This window comes from Shewanella sp. SW32 (assembly GCF_025653365.1).
In the GTDB taxonomy this organism is placed as follows: Bacteria; Pseudomonadota; Gammaproteobacteria; order Enterobacterales; family Shewanellaceae; genus Shewanella; species Shewanella oncorhynchi.
On the sequence record NZ_JAKKSJ010000024.1, the window covers coordinates 65,510 to 85,242 of the forward strand.

17 protein-coding genes and 4 tRNA genes are annotated in these 19,733 nt (G+C 44.4%); 14 read left to right on the plus strand and 7 right to left on the minus strand.

Translation table 11 applies throughout. The features are described from left to right. Positions 1 to 8 precede the first annotated feature (8 nt). The 4 genes from L5M28_RS15245 to L5M28_RS15260 are packed head-to-tail and all read left to right on the plus strand — an operon-like array spanning position 9 to position 4,690. A complete protein-coding gene (locus L5M28_RS15245) occupies positions 9 to 1,430 on the plus strand; it encodes a TolC family outer membrane protein (RefSeq protein WP_198573138.1) in 1,422 nt (473 codons plus the stop codon). After that, entirely contained in the window at positions 1,427 to 2,035 is a 609-nt protein-coding gene (locus L5M28_RS15250; protein WP_105250449.1) for an OmpA family protein, read from the plus strand. The genes L5M28_RS15245 and L5M28_RS15250 overlap by 4 nt, the downstream gene beginning before the upstream one ends. 19 nt (positions 2,036 to 2,054) lie before the next feature. After that, positions 2,055 to 2,762 (plus strand): transglutaminase-like cysteine peptidase, encoded by a 708-nt coding sequence (locus L5M28_RS15255; protein ID WP_105250450.1) that lies wholly within the window; start codon positions 2,055 to 2,057, stop codon positions 2,760 to 2,762. A gap of 8 nt (positions 2,763 to 2,770) precedes the next feature. Next, positions 2,771 to 4,690 carry an EAL domain-containing protein gene (locus tag L5M28_RS15260; RefSeq protein WP_263197090.1) on the plus strand — a complete coding sequence of 640 codons (1,920 nt, stop codon included), beginning with the start codon at positions 2,771 to 2,773 and terminating at the stop codon, positions 4,688 to 4,690. A gap of 257 nt (positions 4,691 to 4,947) precedes the next feature. Here the strand turns inward: L5M28_RS15260 and L5M28_RS15265 are convergent. The 4 genes from L5M28_RS15265 to L5M28_RS15280 form a co-directional block, all read right to left on the minus strand. Further along, positions 4,948 to 5,024: transfer RNA gene (locus L5M28_RS15265), tRNA-Pro, on the minus strand. 155 nt (positions 5,025 to 5,179) lie between these two features. Next, positions 5,180 to 5,256: transfer RNA gene (locus tag L5M28_RS15270), tRNA-Pro, on the minus strand. 32 nt (positions 5,257 to 5,288) lie between these two features. Continuing rightward, positions 5,289 to 5,364 (minus strand) — tRNA-His (locus L5M28_RS15275). A gap of 53 nt (positions 5,365 to 5,417) precedes the next feature. After that, positions 5,418 to 5,494, minus strand: a tRNA-Arg gene (locus L5M28_RS15280). A gap of 206 nt (positions 5,495 to 5,700) precedes the next feature. Here L5M28_RS15280 and L5M28_RS15285 point away from each other — a divergent pair. Then, positions 5,701 to 8,349 carry a diguanylate cyclase domain-containing protein gene (locus tag L5M28_RS15285; RefSeq protein ID WP_263197092.1) on the plus strand — a complete coding sequence of 883 codons (2,649 nt, stop codon included), beginning with the start codon at positions 5,701 to 5,703 and terminating at the stop codon, positions 8,347 to 8,349. 47 nt (positions 8,350 to 8,396) lie between these two features. Here L5M28_RS15285 and rep read toward each other — a convergent pair whose 3' ends face one another. After that, complete coding sequence (gene rep / locus L5M28_RS15290; RefSeq protein WP_263197094.1) at positions 8,397 to 10,409, minus strand: DNA helicase Rep; 2,013 nt, start codon at positions 10,407 to 10,409, stop codon at positions 8,397 to 8,399. 234 nt (positions 10,410 to 10,643) lie between these two features. On the opposite strand from rep, the gene ubiK reads away from it, so the two are divergent. From ubiK to L5M28_RS15305, 3 genes are all read left to right on the plus strand, one after another. Next, entirely contained in the window at positions 10,644 to 10,898 is a 255-nt protein-coding gene (ubiK, locus tag L5M28_RS15295) for a ubiquinone biosynthesis accessory factor UbiK (protein ID WP_006083441.1), read from the plus strand. Between the two features lie 94 nt (positions 10,899 to 10,992). Further along, positions 10,993 to 11,358: a hypothetical protein gene (locus L5M28_RS15300; RefSeq protein WP_263197096.1), complete on the plus strand. Its 366-nt coding sequence runs from the start codon at positions 10,993 to 10,995 to the stop codon at positions 11,356 to 11,358. 36 nt (positions 11,359 to 11,394) lie between these two features. Further along, entirely contained in the window at positions 11,395 to 11,742 is a 348-nt protein-coding gene (locus L5M28_RS15305) for a hypothetical protein (RefSeq protein ID WP_263168444.1), read from the plus strand. On the opposite strand, the gene L5M28_RS15310 is transcribed toward L5M28_RS15305, so the two are convergent. Further along, on the minus strand, positions 11,739 to 12,911 hold the full coding sequence (locus L5M28_RS15310; RefSeq protein WP_263203775.1) for a winged helix-turn-helix domain-containing protein: 1,173 nt from the start codon (positions 12,909 to 12,911) through the stop codon (positions 11,739 to 11,741). The genes L5M28_RS15305 and L5M28_RS15310 overlap by 4 nt on opposite strands. Before the next feature lie 248 nt (positions 12,912 to 13,159). On the opposite strand from L5M28_RS15310, the gene L5M28_RS15315 reads away from it, so the two are divergent. The 3 genes from L5M28_RS15315 to L5M28_RS15325 all read left to right on the plus strand — a co-directional run bounded on the left by L5M28_RS15315 (position 13,160) and on the right by L5M28_RS15325 (position 16,248). Further along, positions 13,160 to 13,690, plus strand: a complete 531-nt coding sequence (locus L5M28_RS15315) for a hypothetical protein (RefSeq protein ID WP_113940862.1) — start codon at positions 13,160 to 13,162, stop codon at positions 13,688 to 13,690. Between the two features lie 176 nt (positions 13,691 to 13,866). Continuing rightward, positions 13,867 to 15,345 carry a cell envelope integrity protein CreD gene (creD, locus tag L5M28_RS15320; protein ID WP_168825956.1) on the plus strand — a complete coding sequence of 493 codons (1,479 nt, stop codon included), beginning with the start codon at positions 13,867 to 13,869 and terminating at the stop codon, positions 15,343 to 15,345. Positions 15,346 to 15,438: 93 nt separating this feature from the next. Beyond that, a complete protein-coding gene (locus L5M28_RS15325) occupies positions 15,439 to 16,248 on the plus strand; it encodes a phosphatase PAP2 family protein (protein ID WP_263203776.1) in 810 nt (269 codons plus the stop codon). Positions 16,249 to 16,331: 83 nt separating this feature from the next. Here the strand turns inward: L5M28_RS15325 and L5M28_RS15330 are convergent, their stop codons facing one another. After that, the gene (locus L5M28_RS15330) at positions 16,332 to 17,057 is read right to left on the minus strand and encodes a substrate-binding periplasmic protein (RefSeq protein WP_212600645.1); all 726 of its coding nucleotides are present in this window, start codon (positions 17,055 to 17,057) and stop codon (positions 16,332 to 16,334) included. A gap of 189 nt (positions 17,058 to 17,246) precedes the next feature. Between L5M28_RS15330 and L5M28_RS15335 the strand changes: the two genes are divergently transcribed. From L5M28_RS15335 to L5M28_RS15345, 3 genes are all read left to right on the plus strand, one after another. Beyond that, on the plus strand, positions 17,247 to 17,747 hold the full coding sequence (locus L5M28_RS15335; protein ID WP_105253008.1) for an Lrp/AsnC family transcriptional regulator: 501 nt from the start codon (positions 17,247 to 17,249) through the stop codon (positions 17,745 to 17,747). A 340-nt stretch (positions 17,748 to 18,087) separates the two neighbouring features. Then, the gene (locus L5M28_RS15340) at positions 18,088 to 19,452 is read left to right on the plus strand and encodes a sodium-dependent transporter (RefSeq protein WP_263203778.1); all 1,365 of its coding nucleotides are present in this window, start codon (positions 18,088 to 18,090) and stop codon (positions 19,450 to 19,452) included. Positions 19,453 to 19,589: 137 nt separating this feature from the next. Next, a partial coding sequence (locus tag L5M28_RS15345; RefSeq protein WP_263140584.1) for a transposase occupies positions 19,590 to 19,733 on the plus strand: 144 nt, incomplete at its 3' end.

Sequence of the window (19,733 nt, forward strand, 5' to 3'; positions counted from 1 at the left end):
GGTTGGTCATGAAGACTTCAGCAATACGACAATTTCAATGTTCAAAGATAGCCATAGTGCTGTCATTAATCCTGTTACCTTTATCGGCTCAAAGTCAGACGTTAGAACAAGCCGTTGCACATACGCTAGATACAAACCCAGATTTACGAGTGGCCTTCAACCGCTTTAAAGCGCGAGAAGAACAAGTTAATCAAGCGATAGCAGGCTATATGCCAACTATTGATGTCAATGGTGGCTACGGTTATGAACAAACCGACAGCGTATCGACACGTAGACGACCCAATATCGGCGAAGTCGATAGCAAAGGGGTGGCTGAATTAAATCCCGGAGAGTTTGGTGTTAGCATAAAACAAATGCTTTTCGATGGTTTCTACACCAGCAGTGAAGTTGATCGTTATAGCTTTGAAGCTAGCGCAGACCAATGGGCACTGCTTGCTGCAGCTGAAGATATGGCACTCGATGTCAGTAAAGTCTATCTCAACTATTTACGCACCGATGAAGTGTTAAAATTAGCCGAGAAAAACCTTAACAGCCATAAAGAAATTTATGACCAGATTAAACAACGTACTGACTCAGGTTTAGGCTCAATCGCAGATCTATCCCAAATCTCGGGACGTTTGGCGCGTGCTAATGCTAACGTTATTTCTGCTCGCAACAATTTACTTGATGCAAAAGCACAGTACGTCAAAATTGTAGCAGCGGCACCAGCAGACTTAATATTACCAGTGCCAGATGCAGACATGCTGCCAAAGGATCTTAGCTCTGGCATTATTTCTGCGCAAGAGAATCACCCCATACTCAAATCTGCAGCAAACGATATTAGTGCCGCTGAAAATGAACGCTCTTCAGTACAATCCAATTACTATCCTCAGGTTTCTTTAGAACTTAATGGTAACTGGAATAACGATATCAGCGGCGAAGATGGAATATCAGGTGCTGGTGCTTTCCGCAGTGATGTGGGTGGCCATAGTAACGATCTCGTCGCCATGGTGAGGGTGAGATACAACTTATTTGCGGGGGGTAAAGATCTTGCCCGTGAAAAAGAAACTGCTTACAAGTTAGGTGAAGCGAAAGAAATCCGCCAACGTGCCCAACGTGAAGTTGTTGAAGGGGTAAACCTAGCTTGGAACGCATTTGAAATGCTAGCGCCGCAAAAACAATATATTCGCGATCATGTCGTGGCCGCAAAGGATACTCAAACAGCCTATGCACAACAGTTCAACTTAGGCCAACGCAGTTTACTCGACTTATTAGATACCGAAAATGAACTCTTCGAGGCGCGTAAAGACTACTTACAAGCTGAATATGATGAAGTTATTGCTAAGTATCGCGTGCTCAATTCTACAGGGCGATTATTAGACTCACTTAAAGTGACTAGACCTGATGCGTGGCGCGGAGAGCGCAATTATGAAGGAGGAGCTAACAAATGAAAACTCTCACATTTTTTCTAAGTGTCACTCTTTTAGCTGGTTGTTCGATGCGCGATACGGTTAATATTGACGAAATGGTCACAACTCAAACCTATGATCTATCTGATAAAGATAGCGATGGTGTCATTGAAGCCCGTGAACGCTGCAACGACACCGCCCAAGGGGCAGGTATTGATAACTATGGCTGTGGCAAAATAAAAGCGATTAACGAGCGAAAGGAAATAAATATTTTATTCCCGAATGACTCTGCTTATATTGCGCCTGAGTACTATCCTCAAATTGAAGAGGTGGCTATTTTTCTACGTCAGTATCCAACGACCAAAGTGACTATCGAAGGTCACACGAGTCGCACAGGAACCGATGAACGAAATACAGTATTATCTCAAGAACGTGCAAATGCTGTCACCGCAGTACTGGCTGAACGCTTTAGTATTGATAGAAGTCGATTAACTGCTATTGGATATGGTTCTAGCCGCCCAATTGTTTTAGAACAGACGCCAGAAGCAGAAATTCGTAACCGTCGCGTTGTTGCAGAAGTCACTGGTGATGATACGGCAGCAGACATGAAATGGACAATTTACTCGGTCGATGACAACTCAAAATAAAGGACTAACACATTAGGTTATGAACGGCAGACTTGATTATAAAGATTCATTATTGCGAGTCTGCCGCTTTAGCCTAATAGCGTCAGCCTTAGGCATATGTTGCCTATATGCGGCCCCCACACAAAACCTTGATGAAGTGAAGATAACTTCAACCCTAGAAAAACATTACGGCGAACGTGCTGGAATGCGAGCAAGGGCTTGGTTCAAAGTGTTATCGGAAGCGAGTACGCTAGATGAAAAAGAAAAGTTATTGAAGGTGAATAACTTTTTTAATTTATTCCGTTTTGTGGATGACAGTAAATTATGGGGAGACTCGAATTATTGGGCAACGCCGATGGAGTTTATTGGTGTGAATGGCGGTGATTGCGAAGACTTTTCGATCGCAAAGTACTTCACTCTACTCCAACTTGGTGTTCAAGAGGACAAGATGCGGATCACTATGGTTAAAGCCACAACGGTTAATCAATACCACATGGTATTGGCTTACTATGAAACACCATCATCAATTCCTTTAGTGCTCGATAATCTTGACCATGAAATAAAACCCGCCACAAAAAGAAAAGATCTACTGCCTGTTTATAGCTTTAACGGTAAACAGTTATGGCTCAATAAAGAGCAAGGTCGAGGCGTACTGGCAGGGTCCTCAAAACGATTAGAAAAATGGAACGATCTTAACCATAGATTAGGTGTTGACCGTCTTAGGCAACCAAAATTAAAACTGGAGTAGCACCAAAAATGACACTGTTTAGACAGATTTATTCGCTGCTTTTTAGCCTATTCTTGCTTGTAGTTGCAAGCCTTGGCTATGTGCAATTCACTGAGACTCAAAGCTTTTTAACAAAGCAAATGGAGTCCGATCTAAACAATGCCAGCACTTCACTCGGTCTAATGCTTACCCCAGCACTCGAAGCCGGCGATACCGCAGCGGCAGAAACCTTAGTGAATGTTATTTTTGAAGGTGGTTACTATCAAAATGTAAAATTGACTTGGATGGTTGATGGTAAGCAACAAGAGTGGAATAATCCTTTAAAAATTGAAGATGTCCCTCAATGGTTTATCAATCTAGATCTGTTTAAAACCATAAAAAAACAAAGCACTATCACCTCGGGTTGGCTGCAGCTAGCACAGCTTGAAATCACTGCTCATCCTGGTTTTGGTTATCATGAACTATGGCGAATCATGTCCAATACCATCATCGCCTTCTCACTACTTTTTCTCGTTGCTATTTTTACAGCAAGAGTAGGCTTAACATGGATATTGAAACCTCTCCACACCCTGTCTGAACACGCGAAAAGTATCGCAGCACGCCAATTTGGTCCAGACATGGCACTACCCAAAACAACCGAATTAAAAGACTTAGTGACTGCATTTAACAGCATGTCAGCTCAATTGAAACAAGTGTTCCATTCTCTTGACGAAGAGGTTGGCGCGTTACGTAAGAAGAATCTTGTCGATCCCGCGTCAGGCCTGCCTAACCGCCAATATGTAGTAAGTCGTTTAAATGGTTGGTTAAGTGAACCTAGCAGCGGTGCTTTATTCCTCGCCAAACTCGACTGGCTCGAAGAAGTGCACAGTAAATATGGCTATCAAGTCCGAGATGAAACCATACGGATCCTCGCAGAAAAGTTTCAACAGCAATTAAACGAAATAACGCCTTCGGTCATAGGACGTATTGCCGCCTATGAATTTGCATTTTTAGTGACCGATGTTGAACACGATCAGATCAGCAAATATTTACAAACACTTATCCGTACCATCAATCAAGAAATGTCAAAAGCAGGCTGTAAGCCCAACGAAGACTTTGCTATCGGTATTGCGGAACGTATTGGGCAAATGAATGTGTCGGATATTTTGGCCCAAGCCGACAATGCCCTTCAAAAAGCATTACAAGAAAATAAAACCTTCCACTGGTTTGAAACCACAGAGCAGCAATTATTCACCCGCGAGCAATGGCGCGATAACCTCAGCCATGCCATCAGCAATAAGAAGTTTAAGTTTAGATGGCAACCCATCCAATTTTGCGATGGTGATGGCATAGCGCAACGGGAATTGTATTGCCAATTAGAGCTTGGCGATCAACTCACCCATGCAGGGCAATTTATGCCGTATATCGAGTTATTATCACTTGGTGCCTTACTCGATAAATGCTTAATTGAAACTGTGTACGAGCAAAAACTGCTCGAGCGGAGCTATGAACCGCTCGCAATTAACTTAACCCACCAAAGTATTAACGATCCTCAGTTCCATGAGTGGCTAAATCAATTTTTGCGAAGTGCCACATTTATTGAGCGTATCTGCTTCGAAATCCCTGAGGCTGGTGTTTATAGTGATCTTAAGTCATGCCAGCACTTATGTAACATCATTCGCGATAACGGTGCTAAGTTTGGTATTGACCACTTTGGTCGTCAGTTTGGCTCTATGTCTTATCTACAGGAATTAAGACCTAGCTATGTCAAGCTGGATCAATCCTTCGCCTACTATGATGAGACACACCACAACAGCGAATTGTGCCGCGCCCTAATCAACGTAGCAAAAGGATTGAACATTCAAGTCATAGTGACGGGTATTCAAGAAAAAGCTCAGCTAGAACGTTTTAACGAGCTTAGAACAGATGCCTATCAAGGCTTTATCGCCCCGCCAGTGAATCTTGACTAAGCCGTATTATTAAGAAGTGATGTTTGCAAACAAAAAGCTCCGTAAGGAGCTTTTTGTTTTTCTACGGTTGAGTGACTATGCCGATACAGTTCTGCTCTGCCAGGTGTAAATAAGAACTGTGGCCAACTTCTATACTCATTGAGAATACGCTATCAAGCGACAACAAACATGATAATGCCAGTGAGTAAGTTCCATTTCGCCAATGCAAAAAAGCCTCAGTATATTCATTAATGAATGCTGAGGCTTTTCTACTTATTTGGTCGGTGATAGAGGATTCGAACCTCTGACCCTCTGGTCCCAAACCAGATGCGCTACCGGACTGCGCTAATCACCGTAAATTTTGCACTATTGTTTACATACGCTTAGAGGGTTCACCCTCTTGTCCACTTTCATCCAAAACATCTTGATGCGTTATCGGACTGCGCTAATCACTGTAAACATTAACTATTTACTTAACTTACATTAAGCTCGCTAGTCACGCGAAGAATTTGGTCGGTGATAGAGGATTCGAACCTCTGACCCTCTGGTCCCAAACCAGATGCGCTACCGGACTGCGCTAATCACCGAGAATGAAAATCTTTATATCAAAGTAAATGAATGGGGTGACTGATGGGGCTCGAACCCACGACAACCGGAATCACAATCCGGGACTCTACCAACTGAGCTACAATCACCACTGATTTTCACTTACTTTGCTAACCTTAAAGCTCACAACTCTGTTCGGAAGTGGTGCGCCCAAAAGGATTCGAACCTTCGGCCTCACCCTCCGGAGGGGTGCGCTCTATCCAGCTGAGCTATGGGCGCTCGCCTTGGTTAGCGCCGCATATACTAGGGTCAAATCCCCTTTGAGTCTATAGCTGTTTTGCACTTTTTTTACTGACTGCTCAAGTTTTATCACATTAGCTGACTTTTAAAGCGGAATGCAGCCAAAATATGACTTGGATGTTACAGTATTTCATGCTAATTATAGACTTTGGTAAAAGCAAACATATATTTAACTAGTGAGTATCATGTTTAAGGATGAAGATGAAACTGGCCAGCCGCGTGTGAGTGAAATGGAACGCTTACGCAAAAAAATTATTCGCTTAAAACAATTAGCGCATAAATATAAGCATGCTGAGATCATTCAAAACGCATTACTCGAAATATCCAATATTGCGACTCATGCTTCTTCACTCGAAGAATTCTATGTTGGCGTACATAGCCATCTAAAACAGCTCATTCCCGCTGATAATTTTTTTATTTCAACCCTGGATACTCACACAGGTGAACTCGCCATCCCCTTTTTCGCTGATGAGAAAGATGCCCATCCAGCGGAGCTTTATCCTGAACAATCACTATCTACATTATTACAGCAAGGATTAACAGGCTACGTACTCAGAACTGGGAAAGCTTTGTTGTGTAACAATGACACAGTCAATGAACTGATTGCCGCTGGAGAAATTGTTAATTTAGGTTCTCCCTGTCATCTGTGGCTGGGCGTGCCCATCAAACAAGATGACATAGTAACGGGTGTGTTAGTGGTGCAAACCTATGACACAAACATCAGTTATGGTGAAATCGAACTCGAGTTAATGACGTTCATTTGTCACCATATTGCTGGGGTCATGGAACGGCTAAAACATCAAGAACAATTAGAACAAGCTATCCAGCAAAGGACAAAAGAACTCAGCCAAGCCTACGATAAGTTAAAACTAGAAGTCTATGAACGGCGTAGAGCTGAACGCTTACAAAAATCACTGTTCGAAATCGCCGAGCTAGCAAGTTCCAGTGCAGACAACCCAGACTTTTATGCCCAATTGCATAATGTTATTCGACACCTCATTCCCGCCAACAATTGCTATATCGCGCTTTTGGATGACACAGAAACCCACCTCACGTTTCCTTTTTATGTATCGCAATTAGCCAATAAGCACCCTGGCACTCGGCCGCTACAAGACGGCTTAACCGAATATGTGCTCAAACATAAGCGCCCACTATTGCTAGATCAAAGCAGTATCAATGCATTAATTGCCTCTGGTGAGCTATATTCCCAAGCGCCAGCGTTAAATCATACTCAAACCATGCATCAGTGGATCGGAATCCCGCTTTTTATCCATGATCAAGTTCGTGGTGCGTTAACGATTTACAGTTTTAGCATGACACAGAATTACCAAGTTAAAGACTTAGAATTACTGACATTTGTATCACAACATATAGGCTCGGCTATCGAGAAAAAGCTGTCCGCTGAGTCCTTACAACGCAGTTATGAAGAGCTAGAAGAAAAGGTTATTGATCGTACCAAAGCGTTAGCCGAACTGAATAAAAGTCTTGAGAAAGAAATTCAACAACGCCGCAGTATGGAAGCCAAGCTAGTTCACGATGCCAAACATGACGCACTTACAGGCCTGCCTAATCGCGCTATGTTTATGGAGCGTTTATCTCAAGCGATCAAGCATGTTCGTCGCCATAGCTTAGAACAGTTTGCCCTGCTGTTTATCGACCTCGACCGCTTCAAACAGATTAACGACACTATGGGACACCTAGAGGGTGATAAATTCTTAATTGAGACGGCAAGCCGACTCAAGTCCTGCATTCGTGATAACGACACCTTAGCGCGACTCGGTGGCGATGAGTTTGTGATACTGCTCGATAGCATTAACAACATCAACGACGCGAAAGATATATCAGAAAGAGTGATCCAAAAAATATCCCAGCCCTATCGACTTGGCACAATGGAATTTAGTTCTGGAGCCAGTATCGGTATCACCATCAGTGGCAAACACAGAATCGATACCAGTGAATCTATGTTACGTAATGCAGATACTGCCATGTATCAGGCGAAAGCCAATGGTAAAGGTTGCTATGTTATTTTTGATGATAACGCCCAACATCAGGCCATGCAGGATGTCGAGTTAGAAACTGAATTTAGACATGCATTACACCATGCTGAAATACAGCTTAGTTACTTACCAGTAGTCAATTTTAAAACAGGTCAAGTGCATGCATTAGAAAGCCGCCTGTTCTGGCAACATCCGCAGCGTGGGCTCTTACAGCAGGAACAACTTAGCACGCTTGCTGAACAGTCACACCTTACCGTTGAGCTCGATAAATATACGATCAGCATCATAGATAGCAGCTATCCCCAACTCCTCAAGCAATATGATGTATCTGTTGAATTACATGTCATGCTTTCGAGCCAACATCTCAAGCATAAGCATGTACTGCGCAGTTTGAAAAACACTCTCAAGCAAACCCAGTTAAACCTGAGCCATTTGTGGTTATTCTTCAATGAAAAAGCCCTAGTGCAGGAAACTGAAAATCATATCAATGGCTTTGAATTGTTGCAGAAGCTCGGGGTGAAACTCGGCATCAGCCAGTACGGTAGCGGCTATAGTGCATTAAATAGCTTATTGTTTCTGCCGATAAAAGGCTTAAAACTCGATGCCAACCTCACCAAACAAATACAAGGCGAGCAACAGCTTAAGTTAATGTCTGCCTATCAAAAAACGGCATCAACCTTAGAGCTTCAAACCTTTGTCGATGGCATTGATAACCCTGAACAAAAACGTATCTTCAGTGAACTGGGTTATCAACTGGGTCAGGGGGCAGCTTTAGCCGACACTTTTACCTTATGTGAAACCCAACCACAGATCTGTGCTCAGCTCGAATATGCCTAGTAAAAAATAAGTAGCTGATTTAAAAGAATAGTAAGCGAAACCGCTCGCTATTTTTTAAACATGTCTCTTAAGCTAGAAATATTTGCCCGCCCCGTTTGCATCCGCTCCTGCTCCGTTTGTTGTGGCTTACGGTTTTCCCACACCACATCATCTTGAGGTAACTCAAGTAAGAAACGGCTTGGCTCACAACGCATGGTTTCACCAAATTGGCGCCTTTCGCGGCAGAGAGTGAACCAAAGCTCTCGTTGAGCTCGAGTGATACCCACATACGCCAACCGACGCTCCTCATCGACGTTATCTTCGTCTATGCTGGTTTGATGGGGCAAGATACGCTCTTCTACTCCAACCATAAACACGAAGGGAAACTCTAAGCCCTTAGAAGCATGCAAGGTCATCAACTGCACCTGATCGCCACCTTCATCTTCACTATTGCGCTCCATCATGTCCCTGAGCGTCAATCGAGTCACCACCTCTGGCAAGGTCATAGGCTCATCTAACTCATCACCCGCGAGCATCTCAGTCACCCAACGGTAAAGCTCTGAGATATTCTTCATCCGCATTTCAGCGGCCTTGGCACTGGTGCTGGTTTCGTATAAATAATCTTCATAATTGATCTTACGGATCAAATGCTTCACCGCCTCGACGGGTTCACCACGTTCGGCATGCTCCCCAGTCTCCACGATAAAACGACCAAACTGATACAAAGATGACATAGCCGCAGGCGGTAAATGATGATTCAGTTCAGGCTCAAAAATCGCCGCAAACATAGAAATATGCTTCTCGTTGGCAAAATTACCTAAACGCTCTAAGGTTGATGGACCTATGCCACGTTTAGGCAAATTAACGATGCGCAGGAAAGCATTATCGTCATCGGGATTCACCACGAGCTTTAGATAGCCCATAATGTCTTTAATTTCAGCACGAGCAAAAAATGACGTACCACCACTCAATTTATAAGGAATACGGTTCGTCATCAGTGCGCGTTCGAGTAACCGTGATTGATGGTTGCCCCGATACAAAATCGCATAATCGCCAAACTGAGTACGGCCGACAAACTTGTGCCGCACAATTTCGGCAACAACACGTTCAGCCTCTTGCTCCTCATTGGCGGCAAACAGCACCCGCAACGGCTCACCATAGGCAAGCTCGCTAAACAGGGCTTTATCATAAACATGGGGATTATTCGCGATAAGAATGTTCGCAGCCCGTAGGATCCGCTGGCTAGAACGGTAGTTCTGCTCCAGTTTAATCAGCTTAAGCTGTGGAAAATCTTTACCCAATAACACGAGGTTTTGTGGCTTAGCACCACGCCATGAATAGATAGACTGATCGTCGTCCCCCACCACAGTAAAGCGCGCCCGCTCACCCACTAACAGCTTGACCATTTCATATTGGCTGGTATTAGTATCTTGATATTCGTCCACCAGCAAATATTGGATCTTGGTTTGCCAGCGCGTCCGCACTTCTTCATGGTGGCGTAACAATAAGGTTGGCATCAGAATCAAATCGTCAAAATCTAAAGCGTTATAGGCTTTCATATGTTGAGCATAACGCTGATACAACATAGCAAATAAGTGCTGTTGCTCATCTTTAGCGATTTTGCGCGCCTGATCGGGAATAATTAAGCCACCCTTCCAGTTTGAAATGGTACTGGCGAGTGCCTTGAGTAAATCTTTATCTTCATCCAACTCGTCTTGGGTTAACTCTTTGAGCAGTGCCAAGGTATCTTGATCATCAAACAGCGAAAAGCCTGGCTTTAAGCCTAAGACCTTATGCTCGCGTTTAATGATCTCAAGCCCTAAGGTGTGGAAGGTTGAAATCCACAATCCTCTGGCCTCTTTGCGTCCCATGGACTGAGCGACCCGCTCTTTCATCTCACGGGCAGCCTTGTTGGTGAAGGTCACCGCCGCAATATTACGCGCCTTATAGCCACACTTTTCGACCAAGTAAGCGATTTTATTGATAATGACGCGCGTTTTACCACTACCCGCACCCGCCAATACTAGGCAAGGGCCTGAAACATAATGAACAGCATCGTTTTGGGCGGGATTGAGTTTCATCTTTGCGCAATATCCAAACAAGTCGACAGAAAGGGATGGGATCATAGCAGAATCGACAGTTTTAAGGCTAACAAATCCCCGCTTAGGTTGAGCAGAACTCAACTCTGTAGATAAGCCTCTCCGTGATATAAACCCCAACAACAGCCAACTAAAGTGTTCACGCGTCTGCTTTACTTTTGAAAGCTAACGTACTGAGTTACAATCGAGCTATTCAGTAAAGAGGCGGACAAGATTATGATCAATCCAAAGAAAATCGAAGAAATGGCGAAACAATTGAGCGAAAGTTTGCCCAGCGGTCTAAAGCAATTTGCCGGTGAATTTGAAGAGCGCAGTAAGCAAGTACTGCAAAATCAATTGCTCAAGTTAGATATGGTTTCCCGTGAAGAATTTGATGTGCAGCAACATGTACTACTGAAAACCCGCGAAAAATTAGAAGCCCTACAAGCTCAAGTCAATGAGTTAGAAAAAAAGCTCAACGCGGCGGGCTAACTTATCATGCATGTTTGAAAGAGCACAGTTAGCGATAGCGCAGCTGTGCTTTTTTGTTTTTAACACTTCAAGCATTGAGTCACTTGGGGAAATAATGCAACAACTCGCCAGCTATATCCTTGCTATTGAAGGCTATCCAAGCCCTGTCTACGTGGTAAGCCAATCAAACGAGCAGCAAACCTATCACGATGATAATGTGGAGATTCGTGAGTCCATAACGCTTTATCACTTCGATAACGGGGTTGTGATTAGCAAGCTAAGCGAGCAAGATAAACAAGCTTATGCGTCAGACATGGTTTGTGAAGATTATTGGCTCAGCTATCGGGTTGTAACAGCTCATATTGCGATTTCGCCGCAGCAAAAATCCTTTAGCAATCTATGTCAGCAAAGCTTTTGGCTTAAGATGCAGCAAGGGCTGGCAGTAAGGCCACCGCTGCAACCAGAGCATAAACAGACTTAATGCTTTAGCGTCGAACAATCAAGGAATGAAGCTACAATGGATGTCACAATCAGCACACACTATCAGGACTATCTTCTTTGGGCATTATGGTTGCTTGGTGGCGTGCCGCTACTCACTTATCCCGGTGTGCTTCTCGCCAGTTTGATGGGACTGGCCAGTCAATCAAGCATTAAACCCGCTTTTATCTATCGATTGATGAATCAGTGTTTTCTATGGGGAAGCCTAGTTTATCCCGCCGTGTATATTCCCTGTTATCGCATTACGAGCGATAGCACTGCGACTTCTTCATCTTTAGTCATTGCTGCGTTGCCACTGCTGTATCTAATCTTACTGTATGGCTGCTTTCGCTTTATGGATGCTCCAACTAAAGAGACAAATAATTAAAGCTTTTGTTGGCGAGCATACTTTTGCTTAAGGCCTTTATGGTTAGCTTTGACTAACTTCCAGCGGTCACAGCCATTGAAACGAGCATATTCACTGACTGCGATATCAAAGGCCGCACAGAAATCCTCATCTAAGCCATTCACCATCACGCCCTCTTCTAAGGTTAATTGCTTTAATAGCAATAGGTTAGCTTGGCGATCGGCTTTAACATCCACGCGACCAACAAAAGTGTCGCGCCACAGAATTGCTAAAGAATAATAACCATACTGACGCTTTTCGGCTGGGACATAGACTTCGATTTGATAATCAAAATCAAACCATTGCTTTAACCTTTGCCGTTGGATCAATAAATTATCGAAGGGATTAAGCAGCCACACTTTATTAGGTAATGGTGCATTTAGCTGTAATGAAGGGCGATAAAAGTAGCTTTGGCCCGCAGCCTTAAAACATGCTAATAACCCGTGAGCTAACAACTCTGCCAATTCTTGGGCTACAGCTGATTTCATACCTTTGCGTAAATAAGCCATTTGCGCCGCAGTACCGAAGGCGTGGGCATCGAGATAACGATCAATCAAATAGCGCGTAAACTCACTATCTGTCGGTGCTTGAGCATCAACATCTTTTGGTAGTACCCGCGCAGTGAGATCGTAAACCTTCTGGAGTTTTTCCCGCCGCACCACCATCAGCTCACCACGCATAAAGAGCTGCTCTAGGGCTTTTTTCGCGGGTTTCCAATCCCACCAGACACCGTTTTTAGCTTCACTATGTTCGAAATCACTGGCCTTGAGTGGCCCTTCTGCAAGGATTCGCGCCCGCACTTCCTGCATTATTTTATCGTCGGGCTCAAACCAATGCTTACCGCCATTTTGCAGCTGCTGTTTACGCTGCAAACTAAAACGGTAATCGGCAATAGGTAAATAAGCTGCCGCATGGGACCAATATTCGAAGATCTCTCCTTTGGCTAAAGCCATATCGAGCATCTTTGGCTGATATTCTGGCATACGACTATGCAGCACATGATGATGCGCTCGCTCAACCACGTTAATAGAGTCAATTTGTACATAACTGAGACGTGAAATTGCCTCGGCGACTGAAGTATATGGTTGCAATAATCCTTGCTGCTGCATATTTAATTGCAGCCACTCGCGGGGTGAAAAGGGATTAGACATCGATTCTCCAAATTCAACGACCAGCCAATACCAAACCAGAGAAAAAATATAACAAACTGAAAATAAAAGTATTTAGCACACTATTCAACGAGCAGGTTTGTGAAATGTACGCACAAGTCTACTCACTAGGCAGTATCTTCGGATAACATAAGCCATTTATACCTTAACGGCTATCGGTTTACCTACCCGTTAGTTTCACGACTCGAAATAGAGCCTATCTGGCATAGGCTCTTCATTAAGGATTGATGATGAATATCTACTATCGCCAAGCACAACTCTGCGGCCGCAAAACGGGTAATGGCACTAAGCTGCCATTTTTGATGAATATCTTGTATTCACTTGCTGCTAAAAATGGCGATCACCGGCCCTTTTTAATGGATGACATTAACGCCGTACTGTTTAATCAGCATCAGTCGATTGGTTGCTCTATCGAGGCGCCGCTACCGATAGTGAGTTGGCGCACCGAAGCGATAGAGTATGAGTTATTTAAAGGCGAAGAGCTGGTGTACCTGCCCCAATGTATCATCTTTAGCAATGGCGCCATTGCCTATGTCATTGTCGTCATGGGTGATGAGTATGAGCTGCGTATTTGGCCCGATTACAGTAACCGTGATCGAGAAAAACACCACTGGTTTTCCCACCATGCCGTAGTCTATTCCGCAGAACTTGACGTCTTTAAACAAAGCTTCAAAGCACTGCTCAAGCATATTAAAAAAGAAAATGACTACGAGAAAAAACACCCAAAATTTGGCAAAGACATCCCACTATCAGATTCATAAACTTGAATAATGAGTATGGATTTAGCGGCAATCGCCATAATTTTGCCACTATTGATCAGCAACTTGCCCGCAACTTTTGTAAAAAAATCTGTTTTAATACCCGCCGTGATACCGAGTTAACTCTGCACAATCTTAGCGGATAAGTCTCGGTCGTATTTCATAGGGAATGAAATTCAATGTTCAGCATTATTTTCTGGGTACTCACCCTACTTAGTTTGGCCTTATTTGGTAGCGCAGCCTATTTAGTGGTGCGCGCACTCCTCAAAAAATTTAATCGAAGTCAAGGAATCGATATGTCAGCACAAGAACCGTGGGCAGCAGCCACCGCAAAGGGAACGGCATTAAAAAACACCACCTTATTAAAAGCCTTAACCATTGGCATACTCTCAATCCTCGCGTTGATCCCGCTGGGGATCATTATGGATATGACTTCTGATCGCCAAACCCTTTACCACAGCGTTGTCGATGAAATCGGCCGTTCATGGGGTGAGCAGCAAACCCTCTCAGGTCCTGCGCTGGTGATCCCTTACAGCTATTTTGTGTTGCAAGAAGAAGTCAGTAACGACGGTAAAACTCGCCATGAAGTGAAGCGTACCTATCAAGATGAGCTAGTGATCCTACCGAAAAAGCTCACCCTCGACTTAGACCTAAAACATGATTTTCGCACCCGTGGCATTTATCAATCGCTGGTGTATAACGCAGCTCTACAAGGTCAGGCCGACTTCAGCCTTAACCGTTATGATATTCCTAACCTTATCGCCTTCGATAACAAAAATGCCCGGTTAGTCTTTGGGGTGTCATCGAATCAAGCAATTGATAAAGTAGAAAAAATTGAAATCACCGGTGAATCGACATTACTCTCTGGATCACTGATGTCGGGCACGGGGTTAACCACTGGCGGTTTAGAAAAAGGCTTTAATCAAAAGATCCAAGTCAGCGAAGCAAGTGATTTTAGTGTGGATTTTGCCATGACACTACGCGGCTCTCAGTCTATCAGCGCATTGCCACTAGGCGAGCAAACGCTAATCAATATTCGCGCCGACTGGCCGCATCCAAGCTTTAAGGGATTATTACCCGCAGAACGGGACATCAACGCGCAAGGCTTTACTGCAAGTTGGAATATCAGCCACTTAACCCGTAACTATCCACAAGAGTTTATTAAGAGTAATCAATCGACTCTCACTGAAGTGTCGGCCAATGCGATTTTATTCGAACCAGTGACTCACTACGGCAAGATTGATCGCTCGGTAAAATACGGCCTACTGTTTATCGTGCTGACTTTTATCATGTTGTTTATCTTCGAAATCGGACAAAAAACCAGCCTAAGCACGATTCAATATGTGTTAGTCGGCAGCGCCATGGCCTTGTTCTATTTGCTACTACTCTCGCTATCTGAGCATCTAGCCTTCTTGCATGCCTATTTAATTGCCGCCTGTATTCCCGTGCTGTCGGTATCGGCTTATGTAGGGAGTGCCACAGCAAGTATTAAGCGCGGTGCATTAGTGGGCATCATGCTGGTGAGTTTATATGCCGTGCTGTACTCGATACTGCAACTGGAAGATTACGCCCTATTGATGGGTTCAGGTTTACTGTTAGTCGTACTGTTGATTTTGATGTTCGTGACTAGGCATCACCCTAAGAACACGGCGCAATAGCGCCCTACCGATCCACCCTTGAAGACCCCCGACAGCGCCATCTTTTGCTGTCGGGATTTTTTTATTGGCAAAACCATTGCCGCGTTGTAGCCTATGGCGTTTTATGAAGAGGCTTATATTTTGACCCATAGCGTCTATCTTTTACGCCGTTTAGGTTTAGCTTGGATACTGTTGGCAACCATTCCGGGCTTACTATTACTGACACAGAATCAGCTGTTTCCACTGATCGATCTGCACTCTACCTTAGCCAAAACCTTATATTGGATTACCATGACGGGCACAGCGCCCTATGGCGTCGCAACAGTCTTGTTTGTATTGGCGATCGCCTATCGTCATATGCCTAAACCACTCTTTATAAGTTTATTTTTTGCCATCAGCCTCAGCCAAGTTATCAGTTTAGGCTTAAGCCACACCCTCAAATCCTATTTTAAAGAACCCAGACCTAATCTCGTTTTTCTAGCAGAACAAGCACTGCCTAAGCATGAACCGCTTTCACTCGATGCCTTTTATCAATTGGATAAACAGTCACGTTCAAAGACAATTGCCAATGCACTCGATAGCTTGATCGCTGCAGAACCTGCCTTGAAACTCGACTCACGGATCCATCAGCATTGGGAAGATGAAATCGGCTATTCTTTTCCTTCGGGACATACCATTTTTGCTGTGACGCTAGTGCTTACCGCCAGCTACTATTTGCTACTCGCTGGATTACCTAGCTTAGTCATGGCGTTATGGAGCTGGGGATTTTTGATGGGATTAAGCCGTATGCTGCTTGGCATGCATTGGCCACAGGATGTACTGTTTTCAACCTTTTTAGCCGCCATCATCAGCGGATGTAGCGTGTTTTTTGTCAGTAAGTTGCGTCCACTCTCCCATGCGTTTGCTAAAGGATCTGAACGCTAACGCTGTTAATTCAGCGTCTCGATTTGGCTGTCGACTCAAATACAACAGCTTCAAACACTATGAAGTTAAATACTTAGGCATTGCTAAGCACTGCCTAAGTATTTTGCCACTAGGGCCTGATAAATCCCATTGGCCTTAATTCTAGCGAGCCCTTGATTGAAAGTATCCCGCGCCACTGAGTTGTGGAACACCATTCGATAGGATGTTGGGGGGAAAATAAAGTGGTAGCTTAATGCTTGCTGGGTATCAACATCATCCTCAACGAACTTATTCAGTTGAGCGAATATATAACGATCGGCAATCACAGTATTAATGCGACCTAAGTACAACATACGGTTCTGGCTTAATTGGCTATCGACTTCACGATAAATAGTCTGTTGCGCTACGGCATTAAACTCAGGGCCAAGTAAGAAGCGAGCATTTTCAAAAGCGGCGACACTGTACTTTTTAAGATCCACAATACGTGTTATTTCAAGGTGTTGTTCGGCCAAACTGATCGCCACATTGGTATATTCAACATAATCATTGGACCAATAACCATCAACGCCATTTGCAGGGTTCATCGTCATTACAGCATCTAATCGATCTTTATTGAAATATAAAACTTGGCGTTTACGAGAGTAGAATTTGAAGTTGACTGGCTGCCCCATTTCCTTAAACGCGGCCTTAATAATATCGATCTCAAGCCCTGATTCAGCATCTTCGATAATATAAGGCGGTCGATTTAGAGCGCTACCAATGGTTAACGATGCAGAAAATGCATAAGTCGGTAATATGAATAAGCAGATTAGCAACAAACTCAAGCGCATACAGTGTCTCACTCTTATTAGTATCATAACAATAGCGGTAAATAACGGGAGTTCCAAACAGCGCGACTCCCAAAATCTCTATCCGTTATCACTGTCACAACCTTAAAATGTCTCATTTGATCAAGATTTTTGGCAAAGTCGGCTAAGACTGGCAAACTAGAGGCTGACTCAGTTAACCCTAAGCTTTCAATGACAGACACTCACCCCTACAAACTCGATCAACTCGATTTAACAATTCTGCGCTTACTGCAAACCCACGGCAGATTATCAAATCTCGAACTGGCCAATAAAGTCGGACTATCGCCATCTCCTTGCTCGCGCCGTGTTAAAGCCTTAGAAGAAGCGGGTTATATTGCCGATTATGCAACGCGTCTGTCGGCGGATAAGTTCAACCTGCATTTGACCGCGTATATCCATGTTCGAATGGAGAAACATACGCCGGCGATTCTCAATCAATTTGAAACCAATGCACTCGCCTACGAAGAAGTCCAAGAATGCGCGCTGATCACGGGCTCAGAGGCCGACTATCAACTTAAAGTGCTAGTACAAGATATGGCGCACTTTCGCACTTTCCTGTTAGATAAACTCACGACCAACGTGCATATCGCAGGGGTGCATTCCAGCTTTGTCCTCAAAAAGGTTAAGGACCACACGGCCATTCCCTTAGGGCATGTCAACATTCAAGCATAAGCCAACACCCAACAGTCACGGCAAACACCGCAAACAAGACAGCGGCACAAGTAACAGTCATAGCACAAAATAGCGGTTAGACATCTGCCATACGGTATTTTTTGACCATAAGATCACAATTCAATAAATTTTTATCATCGCAATGATTCGCCAAATCTCAACCTTCAGTCGCACCTGATAGCAATAAAATCTCGCACAAAACAGATAGGCGGCACACAACATCAACTTACAGCCAAAAACCGATAAATTATTGCAGATTAACACCATTTTAACGCACTAAAATTGCGTTGAAATCCTAATTTATCCGCCTAAGATACGCCTTCTTTTTACGGGAGGCACAATGCAATCGGCCAATACAAGTTCAACTAACCACTTCAGCTCACGCTTAGGTTTTATCATGGCGGCCGCAGGTAGCGCCGTTGGCGTCGGCAATATTTGGGGATTCCCCACCCAAGCGGCCACCCATGGTGGCGGCGCCTTTCTACTTGTGTACCTAGTGCTGATTTTCATCCTAGGCATTCCCATGCTGATGGCTGAACTCATGATAGGTCGCCACGGGCAAACCAACCCCGCCGATGCCATGGGCAAACTCGGCTTCAACTCGCTCACCCGCGGTTTAGGCAAGACCATAGGTTTGCTTTCCATAATGACAGCGGGATTGATTTATACCTTCTACAGTATTCTCTCCGGCTGGTTTGTCAGCTTTGCCATCGCGCCTATCGCCACTGCCTTTGGCTCGAATGATACCGCCGCTTGGCTAGTGGATTTTTCGCTGTCACGTAATCTGGTGTTTACACTGATCTTCAGCACGCTGGTTTTTCTGGTATTACTGCAAGGCGTGCAAGAAGGCATAGAAAAATGGTCGAAACGCTTAATGCCGTTATTACTGATCATGCTGATCGCGGGCGTGGCGTATATCTTCACCCTAAATGGTGCGAGCGAAGGGATAAGCGCGCTACTAACGCCTAACTTTACCAAGGCGCTGGCGCCAGATACTTTGATCAGCGCGCTCGGACAAACCTTCTTCTCCCTCACCATAGGCACAGGTGCCATGATGGTTTATGGCAGCTATTTGAGCCAAAAAGAGAATATCGCCAAGCTGACCGTCTGGGTTGCCTTTACCGATAGCGGCATCGCCTTTCTCGCCGCCTTTTTAATCATCCCAGCCATGTATGTGGCCCAGCACAATGGCGTGGAGATTTTTAACGCCGAAGGCAAACTACTCGACTCAGATGCGCTGGTGTTTACTGTTTTACCCGCGTTATTTTCCACCTTAGGAGATACGGCGAACCTTATCATTAGCGTGGTGTTTTTTATTCTGCTGATCATCGCCGGCCTGACTTCTGCCATTTCCATCGCCGAAGTCCCGACTAGCTATGTGATGCAAAAATTCGGACTCAGCCGCCAGCGCGCAACCTTGATCATTGGCCTATTGCTGACCTCATTATCTCTATTGTTGGCGGTATTTTTTGAGACATTATTTAGCTTCACTATTATGCTCACCACCCAAATCGCACAGCCGCTGGTCGCCCTCGGCATTGCGATTTACTTAGGTTGGATTTGGCGCCAAACACAATTACTCAAGGCGATTCGTGGACAAGAGGGTGTCGATACCACAGGACTCTTCTGGCGCATTTGGCCAAGATACGTGAAGTATGTGTGCCCAGTCCTGATCATCGCGATCGCCATCAGGCAATTTGTGTAAGCCTTTAAAAAGCAAAAATCCCCGCTAAGTGCCTGTCTCTTCTACACAAATCCCTCGGTTTGCCCCGAGGGATTTTTTTGAACCATTTTTAATTAACCTGATCTGATCCTGACCTTTTGTTTCAGATACCACATGCCATGTTTTTAAGTGAACCATCACTCTGGGCACAGAGCATTTTTCAGCGCGCAAAATTAGGGGATGTACGAAGGACCAAACGGCTTGTACAGTTGGCGGCTCAACTTGCAGCTCATACAGGACAATCTATCGTGCAATCTCTTTCA